General features: G+C 51.0%; 13 protein-coding genes. 7 read left to right on the plus strand and 6 right to left on the minus strand.

Going from position 1 to position 13,925, the window contains the following annotated elements:
- Window positions 1-26: 26 nt before the first annotated feature.
- From pilQ to WBL83_RS13530, 5 genes are read right to left on the minus strand one after another with little or no spacing between them, the layout of a single operon-like run.
- Entirely contained in the window at window positions 27-1,274 is a 1,248-nt protein-coding gene (gene pilQ, locus WBL83_RS13510) for a type IV pilus secretin PilQ (protein ID WP_424589632.1), read from the minus strand.
- Window positions 1,213-1,599 carry a HofP DNA utilization family protein gene (locus WBL83_RS13515; RefSeq protein ID WP_424589633.1) on the minus strand — a complete coding sequence of 129 codons (387 nt, stop codon included), beginning with the start codon at window positions 1,597-1,599 and terminating at the stop codon, window positions 1,213-1,215. The genes pilQ and WBL83_RS13515 overlap by 62 nt, the downstream gene beginning before the upstream one ends.
- The gene (locus WBL83_RS13520) at window positions 1,589-2,056 is read right to left on the minus strand and encodes a hypothetical protein (protein WP_424589634.1); all 468 of its coding nucleotides are present in this window, start codon (window positions 2,054-2,056) and stop codon (window positions 1,589-1,591) included. Before WBL83_RS13520 ends, WBL83_RS13515 begins: the two co-directional genes overlap by 11 nt.
- Window positions 2,040-2,594 carry a PilN domain-containing protein gene (locus WBL83_RS13525; RefSeq protein WP_424589635.1) on the minus strand — a complete coding sequence of 185 codons (555 nt, stop codon included), beginning with the start codon at window positions 2,592-2,594 and terminating at the stop codon, window positions 2,040-2,042. The genes WBL83_RS13520 and WBL83_RS13525 overlap by 17 nt, the downstream gene beginning before the upstream one ends.
- Window positions 2,591-3,415 carry a pilus assembly protein gene (locus WBL83_RS13530; protein ID WP_424589636.1) on the minus strand — a complete coding sequence of 275 codons (825 nt, stop codon included), beginning with the start codon at window positions 3,413-3,415 and terminating at the stop codon, window positions 2,591-2,593. The genes WBL83_RS13525 and WBL83_RS13530 overlap by 4 nt, the downstream gene beginning before the upstream one ends.
- A 119-nt stretch (window positions 3,416-3,534) precedes the next feature.
- On the opposite strand from WBL83_RS13530, the gene mrcA reads away from it, so the two are divergent.
- On the plus strand, window positions 3,535-6,087 hold the full coding sequence (gene mrcA / locus WBL83_RS13535; RefSeq protein WP_424589637.1) for a peptidoglycan glycosyltransferase/peptidoglycan DD-transpeptidase MrcA: 2,553 nt from the start codon (window positions 3,535-3,537) through the stop codon (window positions 6,085-6,087).
- A 70-nt stretch (window positions 6,088-6,157) separates the two neighbouring features.
- Here mrcA and nudE read toward each other — a convergent pair whose 3' ends face one another.
- The gene (nudE, locus tag WBL83_RS13540) at window positions 6,158-6,718 is read right to left on the minus strand and encodes an ADP compounds hydrolase NudE (protein ID WP_424589638.1); all 561 of its coding nucleotides are present in this window, start codon (window positions 6,716-6,718) and stop codon (window positions 6,158-6,160) included.
- Window positions 6,719-7,171: 453 nt separating this feature from the next.
- Here nudE and WBL83_RS13545 point away from each other — a divergent pair, with 453 nt between their 5' ends.
- From WBL83_RS13545 to WBL83_RS13570, 6 genes are all read left to right on the plus strand, one after another.
- Window positions 7,172-9,313, plus strand: coding sequence for an intracellular growth attenuator family protein (locus WBL83_RS13545; protein ID WP_424589639.1), 2,142 nt, complete (start codon window positions 7,172-7,174; stop codon window positions 9,311-9,313).
- A gap of 61 nt (window positions 9,314-9,374) precedes the next feature.
- Window positions 9,375-10,055, plus strand: a complete 681-nt coding sequence (gene yrfG / locus WBL83_RS13550) for a GMP/IMP nucleotidase (RefSeq protein ID WP_424589640.1) — start codon at window positions 9,375-9,377, stop codon at window positions 10,053-10,055.
- Complete coding sequence (gene hslR, locus WBL83_RS13555; RefSeq protein WP_424589641.1) at window positions 10,055-10,456, plus strand: ribosome-associated heat shock protein Hsp15; 402 nt, start codon at window positions 10,055-10,057, stop codon at window positions 10,454-10,456. Before yrfG ends, hslR begins: the two co-directional genes overlap by 1 nt.
- A gap of 91 nt (window positions 10,457-10,547) precedes the next feature.
- Window positions 10,548-11,426, plus strand: coding sequence for an Hsp33 family molecular chaperone HslO (gene hslO, locus WBL83_RS13560; protein ID WP_424589642.1), 879 nt, complete (start codon window positions 10,548-10,550; stop codon window positions 11,424-11,426).
- A 286-nt stretch (window positions 11,427-11,712) separates the two neighbouring features.
- Complete coding sequence (pckA, locus tag WBL83_RS13565) at window positions 11,713-13,332, plus strand: phosphoenolpyruvate carboxykinase (ATP) (RefSeq protein ID WP_424589643.1); 1,620 nt, start codon at window positions 11,713-11,715, stop codon at window positions 13,330-13,332.
- A gap of 287 nt (window positions 13,333-13,619) precedes the next feature.
- Window positions 13,620-13,925 (plus strand): contractile injection system protein, VgrG/Pvc8 family (locus tag WBL83_RS13570; RefSeq protein ID WP_424589644.1); only part of this gene is annotated, 306 nt, incomplete at its 3' end.

Genomic DNA, 13,925 nt, shown 5'->3' on the forward strand with positions numbered 1-13,925 from the left:
AAACTGCACTATGGTGAACGAAAACACTACGGAACTGGGATAAGTCGCGGTGTAATAAATACCACTAATTCTCGGCGTTGATGGTTTTTAGCATCATGGCGAAACAGACTCCCCACCAGCGGGATCGCGCCCAGTAGGGGGACACTATCATTACTGTCTTTATTGTGCTGCTGGAAAATCCCACCGAGTGCCAGGGTTTCGCCATTTTTCACCGCCACCACTGTTTCTATTTCCTGCTTATCTATCGCGAGTACCTCGCCGTCAGCCTGCTGAATACTACGGCCCGGCATGTTTTGGCTAATACGCAGTTTTAGACGAATATTGCCATGCGGCTGAATGGTTGGCGTCACTTCCATGCCCAAAACCGCCTCTTTAAACTCGATTGAGGTCGCCCCGCTCTCACCGCTGGAAACCTGATAAGGGATTTCAGTACCTTGTTTAATGCTGGCAGGCTGTTGATGCGCTGCCATCAAACGAGGGCTGGCAATAATCTCGAGTTGTTGTTGCTGTTCCAGAGCGGATAGCTCCAGTTCCAGAAGCCGACCATCAATGCGGGCAATATTGAAACCGACCCTGGTCGTTGCGCTGGCGACTGACAGATCAGCCGAAATCCCCGTGGGTTGGTAGATTTTACTTTCCCCCGTTTGTTCCGTAGCAGACCATTTCACTCCCAGTTCACGCAACTTATCCTGATTGATGGTCACAATATGGGCTTCAATCTCAACCTGGCCTATTGGTAAATCCATTTCGGCAACCCAGGCAGCTACCTGTTTCAATACATCTTTATTGTCATGGACGATTAGCCGGTTTGTTCGCTTATCTACCGTGATATAGCCCAGGGCACTGATAAGTTTAGTCCCCGCTGATTTCAACGCAGCGGCTAGCTCTTCGACATCAGCATGATGGGGTGCAAATACTTGCTGCAATATCGGCTGATTGAGTGTGAGCTGTTTGCGCTGTTCCAGCGCTAATGCTTGTTGCTCGCGTTGGCGAGCCTTGGGCAAAATTTGAATAACGTTGCCGTCCCGTTTCTGACTGAGCTCCGCACTATTGAGCACCAGCTGAAATGCCTGTTTCCACGGCACATCGATTAAGTTTAGCGACAGGGAACCTTCTACTCCCGGTGCGATCAACAGGTTAACGCGTTGAGCTTCGGCTAGCGCTTGCAATACCTGACCTACCGGCGCGTCATCCAGTACCAGCGAAACACCTTTATCGGCCTGGCTTGTGAATGGCAGCACCAGCATCAACAGTAATACCCGCATCCATTGCATGTGTTTTTCCTTTTATTTCCCAGCGATAAGTAGTGAGTGGGCACCCGGGGGCGAGTTTTGCGACCACAAATCCCTCGCCCACAATTTCAATCTGCGTGCCTTTAAAAAGCTCGCTACCTGATTTAATACGCCGCCATGCACCTTGTGGGCCGAGCATCAAAGCCGCGTTTATTTCCGTTGAATGGATAACGCCCTTTACCGCCCAACTGCCAAGTTGCGCAGACAGACTGTCACAAGGCGAAACATGTGGCAGAAACGGATTTGGAGGTAACGCCCACGCCGGGGAGACAACCAGTAACAACAACCCGCCAAGGCTACGGCTCATCCGCAAACTCCAAATTCATTTCCAGATTGAGTAACGCGCCTTGCGCCGTGATGGTGAACGAGTGGTCTGCCACAATTCGATATTCAGCAAGTCGCATGAACAACTCCGGCAGTTTTTCCCATGAAACCAGCATGTCCAGAGCGGCGCTTTTATCGTCTGGCTGCCACTTCACCAATTGTCCACCCGCTTGCCTGACAAAGTCCGTCACGGAAAACAATGGTGGAGTCAACGCAGGCAACGGTTGTTGAAGCGCAGTCAGTTGCTGGATCTTTTGTCTCAGCACCGCCTGCTGGTGGCCGATTTGCTCACTGTTTGCCTGCGACTGTTGAATCTGAGAATACTGCGGCACAATCAGCAACAAGCCGGCTGCAAGCGTGAAGAGGCACGTTATGCCGGTAAACGTGACGACCCGTATCCAGCGCGCGCCACTTAACCAGCGTTCAATGAGCCAGGGCATTTGCCACCTCAGAAAGCGTGAGCGTGAAACCGAAGCCAAATCTACCCAGTGCTTCCTGCTGAATCGCGTCGGTCTTAACCGCAGCCACACCGTCAAGCTGAGCGAGTTTCTTTTCCAGCCTGTGCATGTCTTCCAGATCCGTTGCCTGCCCCTTAACCTCAAGTCGCCCCTTTCGCAGAGCCAGTGAGGACAGCCAGGCACCGGCAGGCAAACCGTCAGCCAGTCGGATCAATCGTCGCTCCCATACCTGCACGGCATGTTGCTGCGAATCACGAACTTGCTGCAACTGCAGCAGTTTTCTGTGTTGCTCTGCTAAACCCAGCCGTTGCTCATAAAGGGCCTGCAATGCGGGAAGCGTCATCGCCAGGTATTCACTTTGAATCTGCTGCTGGATGACAATCGAGGCCGATAACTGCCGTCCAGCCATGGCTAAAAGTGGCACGAGGATTAAAACCACAACAAACATTACGCTCCAACGGCGCACCCTCTGTTGGCGCAAGGTCTGACGCCAGGGGAGTAAATTAATCAGCGCGCTCATCGGGAAACCCGACCAATGGCCAGCCCAATAGCAACCGTAAATATCCCGCCATGGCGTGGCAACGGCGGTTGAAACCGTGAAAGCGCGGACCAGGCATCCAGCTGTAAAAAACCCGTCGGCAATGGTTCGGGCCGGGCAAAACTCAGCGCCACTTTCTCTGGCTCAGTCTTAAATTGCTGACACCAATCGATAATCGTAGGTACGGCATGGGTATCAGCCCAACCCCAACGCGGCGTGGTTTCGGTTGAGGCCCACAACCAGTGATTCCCTTCGCGATGCACTAAGTACTCGCACTTCCCTAAATGGCACGGAGCCATCAGCGCTGGCAATGCACTCGCACCAGGCGTCAGGGTGGCCGGATAGAGCTGTACCGCCGCCAGACTTTTTATCAGCGCAGCGACATCCATCTGGCGCGCAGCTATGATCAAATGCGGCTCAGCAACATCTTGTGACGCTAAATAATCCCAGCACAATTGAGCCGGTGTCATTTGCAGCTGCCGGGCGGTTGCTGATGCGATATAGGCATCACTCGCGGGTTCAGCCAGGCGCTTATCCGGCGCAGGAATGGGGCGCTGTAATGTTCGCTGGGTGGGAAATGAGACACGCAGTTGATGGCGCACGGGCAATTCTTTTCGCCAGTCCAGCAACACGTTAGTGAAGGTTTCCGCATCAATTAACAAACCGTCACGGAAGGTCCCTTCGGGCAGAGGAAGTTCCCACCAATGCCGAAGCTGCCAACCTTGCCGCTGGCGTTGAACCGCCACAGCACGAATGCTTTCATGTTGAATATCCAGGCCTATTTGCCAGGTTGCGAACATCATGATTACGATCTCCTTATCGCCGTGCGAGGAAAATGCCATACCAATGCCACTGGCTTGCCTTTATACTACCGCGCGGTTGTTTATAAACTGCCCAATGGAAACGTAATGGGAAATCTAAGGTGAAGTTCGTAAAGTATTTATTAATCCTTGCAGTGTGTTGCATTCTGCTGGGAGCAGGCTCGATCTTCGGGCTCTACAAATTTATTGAGCCCCAGTTGCCTGATGTCGCCACGCTTAAAGACGTGCGGCTCCAGATCCCAATGCAGGTTTATAGCGCTGATGGTGAGCTTATTGCTCAATACGGTGAGAAGCGCCGTATTCCGGTGACGCTCAACCAAATTCCGCCTGTGATGGTGAAAGCTTTTATTGCGACAGAGGACAGCCGTTTCTACGAACACCATGGCGTTGATCCGGTCGGGATCTTCCGTGCCGCCAGCGTGGCGCTTTTTTCCGGCCATGCATCCCAGGGCGCAAGTACCATTACGCAGCAGCTGGCACGTAACTTCTTCTTGAGCCCTGAACGCACACTGATGCGTAAGATAAAAGAAGTGTTCCTCGCCATCCGCATTGAGCAGTTGCTAACCAAAGATGAAATCCTCGAGTTATACCTCAACAAGATTTATCTCGGTTACCGCGCCTATGGTGTCGGTGCCGCAGCACAGGTCTATTTTGGTAAGTCGATTGACCAACTGACGCTCAGCGAAATGGCGGTGATTGCCGGGTTGCCAAAAGCACCGTCAACCTTTAACCCGTTGTACTCGATGGACCGCGCCACTTCCCGTCGTAATGTCGTGTTATCGCGTATGTTGAGCGAAAACTATATTACCCAGGCGCAATACGACGAAGCGCGTAACCAGCCAATTGACGCGAACTATCACGCGCCAGAAATCGCCTTCTCTGCCCCGTATCTTTCTGAGTTAGTGCGTCAGGATATGGTGGCGCGTTATGACGAGAAAGCCTACGAAGATGGTTATAAGGTTTACACCACCATCACGCGTAAAACGCAGCAAGCTGCTCAACAAGCCGTACGCAATAACGTCATGGCTTACGATATGCGCCATGGTTACCGTGGCCCATCTAACGTGCTGTGGAAAGTGGGCGAAACGCCGTGGGATAAAACGAAGATTGTCGATTCGTTAAAGAATCTGCCGGTCTATGGCCCGCTGTTCCCGGCCGTGATTACTCAGGCAACGCCTGCGGAAGCGACCGCATTGATGGCTGACGGCAGCTCCGTGTCTATCAATATGGATGGTATGCGCTGGGCACGACCTTATCGTTCGGACACCGCGCAAGGCCCAACGCCACGCAAAGTGACGGATGTGGTGCAAGCTGGGCAGCAAATCTGGGTACGTAAAGTTGATGAGAGCTGGTGGCTTGGTCAAGTCCCGGACGTCAACTCCGCACTGGTTTCCATCAATCCCAATAACGGTGCCGTTGTAGCGTTAGTGGGGGGCTTTGACTTCAATCAGAGTAAGTTCAACCGTGCCACTCAGGCATTGCGTCAGGTGGGCTCTAACATCAAGCCGTTCCTTTACACGGCGGCTATGGATAAAGGCCTGACTCTGGCGAGCGTACTGAACGATGTGCCGATTTCGCGCTGGGATGCCGGTGCCGGTTCCGACTGGCGTCCGAAAAACTCACCACCGGAATATGCAGGTCCAATCAGATTGCGTCAGGGTCTTGGCCAGTCGAAGAACGTGGTTATGGTACGTGCGATGCGAGCCATGGGCGTTGACTACGCAGCGGAGTATCTACAGCGCTTCGGCTTCCCGGCACAAAACATCGTGCATACTGAATCACTGGCATTAGGCTCAGCCTCATTCACGCCGATGCAGGTCGCGCGCGGTTATTCCGTGATGGCCAACGGTGGCTTCCTGGTTGACCCGTACTACATCTCAAAAATTGAGAATGAAATCGGCGGGACGATCTTTGAAGCGAAGCCGAAAATTGCCTGCCCTGATTGCGATATTCCCGTGATTTACGGCGAAACACAGAAGTCTAACGTTCTGGAAAATCAGGATGTGGAAGACGTCGCGCAGTCACAGGAACAACAGAACGCCAGCGTTCCTATGCCGAAGCTTGAACAAGCGAACAGCGAGTTGGTTGCCCAAAGCAGCCCACCGGAGTACGCACCGCATGTGATTAACACGCCGCTGGCGTTCCTTATCAAAAGTGCGCTTAACTCCAATATTTATGGCGAACCGGGCTGGCAAGGTACTGGCTGGCGTGCGGGTCGTGACCTGAAACGTAATGATATTGGCGGCAAAACCGGTACCACAAACAGTTCTAAAGATGCCTGGTTCTCAGGTTACGGGCCTGGGGTTGTGACATCTGTATGGATTGGTTTTGACGATCACCGTCGTGACCTCGGGCGTACATCCGCATCAGGCGCAATCAAAGATCAAATCTCAGGTTACGAAGGTGGCGCGAAGAGTGCTCAACCGGCATGGGATGATTTTATGAAGGCCGCTCTGGAAGGCGTGCCGGAAGAACCATTAACGCCGCCACCGGGCATCGTCACCGTGAATATCGACCGTTATACCGGGCAACTGGCGAATGGCGGGAGTAGTCGTCCGGAGTTCTTTATCGAAGGCACCCAACCGACGCAGCAGGCTGTGCATGAAGTGGGTACGACGATAATTGATAACGGCGAGAGTCACGAGTTGTTCTAGAGAGGTTTAGGGTGGATTGGCGATAACGACATCCACCCTTCAAAGCCTGGTTAGTATTCAGAGGGGCGTTTTATAAACGCCCCTTTTCTTTCAGCCATTCCCGCAGCAGGAACAGCGCACTCACATTTCGCGCTTCGCTAAAATCTTCTTCATCAAGCAAATCAAGCAGCGATTCCAGCGGCCAGCGAACTTGCGGCAGCTCTTCTGGCTCGTCACCTTCAAGTGATTCTGGATAGAGGTCTTCAGCAATGACGATGTTCATTTTGCTGGAGAAATAGGACGGGGCCATCGTCAGCTTTTTCACAAAGGTCAGCTGATTGGCGCCAAATCCAACCTCTTCTTTCAGCTCGCGATTCGCTGCTTCAAAGACACTCTCACCCGGATCGATTAACCCTTTAGAGAACCCCAGTTCATAGGATTCGGTTCCAACCGCGTATTCTCGGATAAGAATCACATGGTTATCGATGATTGGCAGTATCATGACAGCTTCACGTGCAGACGGTCGCATCCGCTCATAAACGCGGCGCACACCGTTGCTAAATTCCAGGTCCACCGTTTCGACATTAAACAGCCGTGAACGGGCCACGGTTTCAACATGTAAAATGGTCGGTTTTTGTAATGGTTTACTCATCGTGGCTGGGCTAACAGTAAATGCAGGTCCCTCATTGTGCGGTATGCCACATATCTCACGCAATGAAGATTCAATATTATTTACATTTCTGTAACTTTAAGTGATTTTTCAAAGTCCCGGCTACATGTCAATAGGTTGCAAATGAAATAGGAATTTGCTGATATTTCTCGTAAAGTCGCTTTGCTAACATTATGTTACAGCGCGCTATGGACAAATAAATATCTCAAGATTGAAGTCATGGCTGCCGATAGTGACTTCTGTGCCCAACATAATTTGCGTTTCATCGGGGCAGGAAGAGAACACGTTTCCATAAGCTTGCGTGAGTCTGTGACTCAGGTGAGTGAAAATTGCCAAAAAAGATGTAGCTTGAAGTCTGTTGGATAGACACCCGAACGTGTATGGGGTGCAACTTGCTGCGTTTTAATAAAAAAACGAGTGTTTGATGGGGAAAGCATGAGCACCTTATTACTTCTTTTAGCTGCTATGCTGGCCTGCATCTTAATTGCGGGGTGGCTGATTTGGCGAAGCCTGCGCTTACGCGCTCGAGTCTCACAAGCACCGTCATTTAGTGGTGCGACCTCGCGCAAGCTGACCGCCGAAGAACGCGCCGCTGTTGAAAACTACATTGAATCTTTAGCTCGTACGCAGGATATCGTAGGGCCTTCTGGTGCCAGTACTGCGCCGACCAAACTGGTTCTTAATGCGCTGAGTAACACCGCGCTGTCGCTTACCCGCTCCATCACCCGCTATGGCTTATCCACTGACGATCCTAACAAGTGGCGTTACTACCTCGATTCTGTAGAAGTGCATCTGCCGCCATTCTGGGAACAGTATATTACCAACGACAACTACGTTGAGTTGATACGTACTGAAACCATGCCGTTAGTCATTTCCCTTAACGGTCATACACTTATCGAGTACAGCAGCGAAAATTTTGGTTTCGCTCTGGAAAAGAATCCTCATAGCCAGGCTTCCATTCGTGGTGAGGAAAGCGAACAAATAGAGCTGCTGAATATTCGTCAGGAAACCCCTGAAGAGTACGCACTTAGTCGCCCTGATGGCTTGCGCGAGGCCATCCTCATTTGTGTGGCTTTCATCATGCTGTTTTTGTGCCTCGTGACCCCATCGGTGGTTTTACCCTGGTTAGTAGGTGGCGCTTTTATGCTGCTGGCGGCAAGCTTGTGGGGTTTATTTGCGCCTCCGGCCAAAAATGCGCTGCGTGAAGTTCACTGCTTACGCGGTACGCCTAAGCGTTGGGGGCTTTTCGGTGAATCTAATCAGGAACAGATTAACAATATCTCGTTAGGGATAATCGACCTGATTTACCCGGCTCACTGGCAACCGTATGTTGCACAGGATCTCGGGCAAAAGACCGATATCGATATTTACCTGGACCGCCATGTGATTCGCCAGGGGCGTTTTTTGTCGTTGCACGACGAAGTACGCAACTTCCCTATTCAGCATTGGGTGCGTAATCTGGTTATCGCCATCGGTAGCCTGTTGGTGCTGACGATGCTCACCATCTGGGTACCGTTAGAAATGCCGCTCAAACTGAGTATGTCGTGGTTGGAAGGCGCGCAAACTATCGAAGCAAAAACGGTAGCGGATCTCGATAAAAAAACGCTGCGCATTGGCGACACATTGAAAGTTAACGGCACGGGTATGTGTAATATCCACACGCCGGGTAACTACACCACGCGACAAACTTACCCGTTTACGCCCTTCGACTGTTCACAAATTGTCTGGAATACCGCTCAGGCTCTGCCGGTGCCGGAATCAGAAATTATGGATAAAGCCACGGCACTGACGCAGGCTGTCAGTGGGCAAATTCATCCACAACAAAGCGATGATTCCAAAGTTAACCCACAGTTACGCAGTGCCATTCAGAAATCAGGCATGGTGTTACTGGATGATTTCGCCGGAATTGTTCAGAAAACTCAGGCACTGTGCACCAGCGATGACGAATGTATCCGCCTGAAAAATGCGTTGGTGAACCTTGGCAACACTAAAGACTGGGATACGCTGACCAAAAAAGCGGATTCCGGGAAACTCACTGGCGTGAATGTGCTGCTGCGCCCGGTCAGTGCCGAGTCGCTGGATAATCTGGTTACCACCTCTACGGCTCCGTTCTTTATCCGTGAAACGTCTCGTGCGGCACAGGCTCTCAATAGCCCAGCGCCCGGCGGATACGTGATTATGAGTGACGAAGGCAGCGACCTGGTTGACCAACCTCTGCCACCGGTTCCGTTGTATGACATTCCGGCGCAAGAGCAATGGACTGAGTTCCAACGGCTGGCTGATATGCTGCTCCAGACACCTTTTAAAGCAGAAGGAATCATTACCGGCATTCGGCAGGATGCGAACGGAACGAAGCATATTTCCCTGCACCGCGTTCCGGACAGCAGCAGCCTTTGGAGTTACATTAGTACCACGTTGTTGCTTATCAGCATGATTGTTTGTCTGTTGGTTAACGGTGGGCTGGCTATTCGTCGTTATCGCCGCAATCGCAACCGGCTGACGCAAATCCAGCAGTACTATGACAACTGTATGAATCCATCGCTGACCACGATCTCCGCTGTACGCCCGCTGTTCTAAACTTCGTGTGACAGGTTGTGCTAACCTGTCACGCAGTCTCTTTTAATCAGGCCCAGACCCTATGCATATTGATATTGCCTGGCAAGATGTCGATACCGTCTTGCTGGATATGGACGGCACCTTGTTGGATCTGTCGTTCGATAATCACTTCTGGCAGAAACTGGTGCCAGAAAGCGTCAGTCAGCAAAGAGCGATTCCACTTGATGAAGCACACCAGCTGATAGCCCGCGAATATCACGCCGTGCAACATACGCTAAACTGGTACTGTCTGGATTACTGGAGTGAGCGGCTGGGTTTGGATATTTGTGCGATGACTACCGCCCAGGGGCCGAACGCGATATTACGTGAAGACACGGTTCCGTTCCTCGATGCCCTGAAATCCTGCGGCAAGCGCCGCATTTTGCTGACAAATGCGCATCCACATAATCTGGCTGTCAAACTCGAACACACCGGTTTAGCTCAGCACCTTGATTTATTACTTTCCACCCACACATTTGGTTATCCGAAAGAAGATCAGCGGTTGTGGCAAGCTGTTGCTGAACATACCGGGCTGGAACCAGAGCGAACGCTGTTTATCGATGATAGCGAACCGATTCTGGATTCTGCCGCGAAGTTTGGCATTCGCTATTGCCTGGGCGTGACCAATCCCGACTCAGGCGAGATCGACAAAACCTATCAACGCCATCCGGCATTGAACGACTATCGCCGACTACTCCCGAAGTTGATGTTTAAGGAGTCGTGATGAAAGAAAAATCGTCTGAAGGTGTACGTCTCGACAAATGGCTGTGGGCAGCGCGTTTTTATAAAACCCGCGCGTTAGCCCGGGAAATGGTGGAAGGCGGCAAGGTGCATTACAACGGCCAGCGCAGCAAGCCGAGTAAAATCGTTGAGCTGAACGCCATGTTGACGTTACGCCAGGGCAATGACGAGAAGACCGTCAAAGTGCTGGCAATCACTGAGCAACGCCGTCCGGCCACGGATGCTTCGCAGCTCTATGAAGAGACAGCAGAAAGTATTACTAAGCGGGAAAAAGTGGCGCTGGCACGCAAAATGAATGCGCTGACGATGCCCCACCCCGACCGTCGCCCCGATAAAAAAGAGCGTCGCGATTTGATGAAATTTAAACACGGTGGCAACGAATAGACCCGATAGATTTCGAGATGCAGGAAGGCAGCTATCGCACCTGCAACTTGAAAGCTGAAGGGTATAGCTGTCATATGCATGAGAGAAAATTATGGCTCAACAAGATCAATTACATCGTTACCTGTTTGAAAACTTCGCCGTGCGCGGTGAACTGGTAACGGTTTCCGATACCTGGCAGCAGATCATGGAAAACCATGATTACCCTGCCCCAGTGAAAACGATTCTCGGTGAATTGCTGGTCGCAACCAGCCTGCTGACGGCAACCCTCAAATTTGATGGCGATATTACCGTGCAATTGCAGGGTGATGGCCCAATGAGCCTTGCGGTGATTAACGGCAACAATAACCAGCAAATGCGTGGCGTTGCGCGGTTTAAAGGTGAAATCCCTGCCGATGCCGATTTGAAAACTCTCGTGGGCAACGGGTATCTGGTTATCACCATCACGCCTGCTGAAGGCGAGCGCTATCAAGGCGTTGTTGGGCTTGAAGGCGACACACTGGCGGCTTGCCTGGAAGATTACTTCTTACGTTCCGAGCAGTTACCGACGCGTCTGTTTATCCGTACTGGCGATGTTGAAGGCAAACCGGCTGCGGGCGGCATGCTGTTGCAAGTTCTGCCAGCTCAAGACGCTCAGGCTGATGATTTCAATCACCTGGCCGCACTGACCGAAACCATCAAGGCTGAAGAGCTGTTGACGTTACCGGCCAACGATGTGTTGTGGCGCTTGTACCATGAAGAGGAAGTGACCCTTTACGATCCGCAGACCGTGGAATTTAAATGCACTTGCTCGCGTGAGCGCTGTGCCGATGCGCTAAGAACTCTGCCTGATGAAGAAGTAAACAGCATCATTGCAGAAGAAGGTGAAATCGACATGAACTGTGATTATTGCGGCAACCATTACGTGTTCAATTCCATGGACATTGCTGAGATCCGCAACAACGCCTCCCCGGCAAATCCGCAGGTTCATTGATTGCTTTTTGCCCTTCCCGTTGTGGAAGGGCAACTCTTCGTTTCATATATTTGAGTGCTTAATCACACCTCGTCCGTTAATCGCACTATTTTTTAACATATTCAGAATATTTTCCCTGCCCAGCCAGCATTTCCTGCCATACTCTCACCCCGTTGTGACTCGCTTCACAGCGTTTTCCGCTATATAGATTCGATTAGATACTCAAATCTATGATAGGTGTCGCGGTTAACAACCCATAAACAACCCTACAATCTTAAGCAGTACAAATTGGCTAAGGAGCAGTGAAATGCGAGTTAAAGGCATAACCCCGCAAGATCTCAAGGCTTATGGAATTCATGACGCAAGTGAAGTGATTTATAACCCTGATTACGACACGTTGTACCACGAAGAACTAAATCCCAATCTGGAAGGTTTTGAGCGCGGCATAGAAACCAATCTCGGTGCGATTGCTGTTGATACCGGCATTTTTACCGGGCGTTCCCCGAAAGATAAATACATTGTCCGAGATGACACGACACGCGATACCCTTTGGTGGGCGGATAATGGTAAAGGCAAAAACGATAATAAACCGCTCAGCGAAGAAACCTGGCAGCATCTGAAAGGCCTCGTCACCAACCAACTCTCTGGCAAACGCCTCTTTATTATTGATGCTTTCTGCGGTGCGAACGCAGATACCCGTCTCTCCGTACGTTTTATTACCGAAGTGGCCTGGCAGGCTCATTTCGTTAAGAACATGTTCATCCGTCCGACTGACGAAGAATTAGAAACCTTCGAAGCTGACTTTGTGGTGATGAACGGTGCGAAATGCACTAACCCACAATGGAAAGAGCAGGGACTGAATTCTGAAAACTTCATCGCATTTAACCTTACCGAGCGCGTGCAACTGATTGGCGGGACCTGGTACGGCGGCGAAATGAAGAAAGGTATGTTCTCTATCATGAACTACCTGCTGCCGTTGAAAGGCATTGCTTCCATGCACTGCTCGGCAAACGTCGGCGAAAAAGGTGATGTGGCGGTGTTCTTTGGTCTGTCTGGTACCGGAAAAACCACGCTTTCTACCGATCCTAAGCGCCGCCTGATTGGCGATGATGAACATGGCTGGGATGATGACGGCGTGTTCAACTTCGAAGGCGGTTGCTACGCGAAAACTATTCGTTTATCCAAAGAAGCAGAGCCGGAAATCTTTAACGCGATTCGCCGTGATGCACTGCTGGAAAACGTCACCGTTCTCGACGACGGTTCTATCGATTTTGATGACGGTTCAAAAACCGAAAACACCCGTGTTTCCTACCCTATTTACCATATCGATAACATCGTTAAACCGGTTTCTAAAGCAGGTCACGCAAACAAAGTTATCTTCCTGACGGCAGATGCTTTCGGTGTTCTACCTCCGGTTTCACGCCTGACGGCAAATCAAACGCAATACCACTTCCTGTCTGGTTTTACCGCCAAACTTGCGGGTACAGAGCGTGGCGTAACCGAACCAACACCGACCTTCTCTGCCTGCTTTGGTGCCGCATTCCTGTCTTTACACCCAACGCAATACGCTGAAGTGCTGGTAAAACGCATGCAAGCGGCGGGTGCTCAGGCTTATCTGGTGAACACCGGTTGGAACGGCACCGGCAAGCGTATCTCTATCAAAGACACGCGCGCGATTATTGATGCCATTCTGGATGGTTCGTTGGACGATACCGAAACCTTCACGCTGCCAATCTTTGGACTTGCCGTTCCGACAGCATTGGCCGGTGTCGATCCACAGATTCTGGATCCACGTAAAACCTACGCATCTACAGAAGAGTGGCAGCAAAAATCTGAGCTACTGGCTAAGTTATTTATTGAGAACTTCGATAAATACACTGACACCCCAGCTGGTGCAGCGCTTGTGAGCGCAGGGCCGAAGATTTAATTAACAACACTCACTCAATTAAGCCCTTCTCTTAAGATCCCTGGCAAAATGTCAGGGATTTTTTTCAAGTCATTCATCCTTTTTCTTTTAAAAATCTATCTTTCATTTATTTCCTTTGTACGTTTTCTGAATTTTAATTATATGACACCCATCACAGTCAAACGCCACCACCAACCCTATCTTCACACCATTCATATTATTGATTTTATTATATTTATCAGGCCAATGATTAAATTTTAGTTACAGGCTCTGGTCAATAATTCCACGGACAGGAAAGGACTTCCATCATGGCTTCAGACGGCACCCGCTTTACCTTCACCGCCGGGCATACTCCGGCGGACACCTTTGCGGTGGTGGGTTTTACATTAAAGCAGTCCCTCTCTTCCCTGTTCAGCCTGGATATCACCGTCGCCTGCAAGGACCCGGCAATTGACTTCAAAAACATCCTTGATGAAACAGCCACGCTGGTTATCTGGCAGGGCGAAGAAATTAAACGCCGGGTGCGCGGTATCGTCACCTTCTGCGAGCAGGGCGACAGCGGCAAACATCAGACCTTGTACACCATGTCAGTCCGCCCCGAGTTCTGGCGCAGC

Source organism: Buttiauxella sp., from assembly GCF_049686335.1.
GTDB lineage: Bacteria > Pseudomonadota > Gammaproteobacteria > Enterobacterales > Enterobacteriaceae > Buttiauxella.

What these genes read in the sequence shown, in the direction of transcription:
- pilQ (WP_424589632.1), bottom strand. Translation starts at nt 1,274, where the DNA reads ATGCAATGGATGCGGGTATTACTGTTGATGCTGGTGCTGCCATTCACA.
- WBL83_RS13515 (WP_424589633.1), bottom strand. Translation starts at nt 1,599, where the DNA reads ATGAGCCGTAGCCTTGGCGGGTTGTTGTTACTGGTTGTCTCCCCGGCG.
- WBL83_RS13520 (WP_424589634.1), bottom strand. Translation starts at nt 2,056, where the DNA reads ATGCCCTGGCTCATTGAACGCTGGTTAAGTGGCGCGCGCTGGATACGG.
- WBL83_RS13525 (WP_424589635.1), bottom strand. Translation starts at nt 2,594, where the DNA reads ATGAGCGCGCTGATTAATTTACTCCCCTGGCGTCAGACCTTGCGCCAA.
- WBL83_RS13530 (WP_424589636.1), bottom strand. Translation starts at nt 3,415, where the DNA reads ATGATGTTCGCAACCTGGCAAATAGGCCTGGATATTCAACATGAAAGC.
- nudE (WP_424589638.1), bottom strand. Translation starts at nt 6,718, where the DNA reads ATGAGTAAACCATTACAAAAACCGACCATTTTACATGTTGAAACCGTG.
- WBL83_RS13545 (WP_424589639.1), top strand. Translation starts at nt 7,172, where the DNA reads ATGAGCACCTTATTACTTCTTTTAGCTGCTATGCTGGCCTGCATCTTA.
- yrfG (WP_424589640.1), top strand. Translation starts at nt 9,375, where the DNA reads ATGCATATTGATATTGCCTGGCAAGATGTCGATACCGTCTTGCTGGAT.
- hslR (WP_424589641.1), top strand. Translation starts at nt 10,055, where the DNA reads ATGAAAGAAAAATCGTCTGAAGGTGTACGTCTCGACAAATGGCTGTGG.
- hslO (WP_424589642.1), top strand. Translation starts at nt 10,548, where the DNA reads ATGGCTCAACAAGATCAATTACATCGTTACCTGTTTGAAAACTTCGCC.
- pckA (WP_424589643.1), top strand. Translation starts at nt 11,713, where the DNA reads ATGCGAGTTAAAGGCATAACCCCGCAAGATCTCAAGGCTTATGGAATT.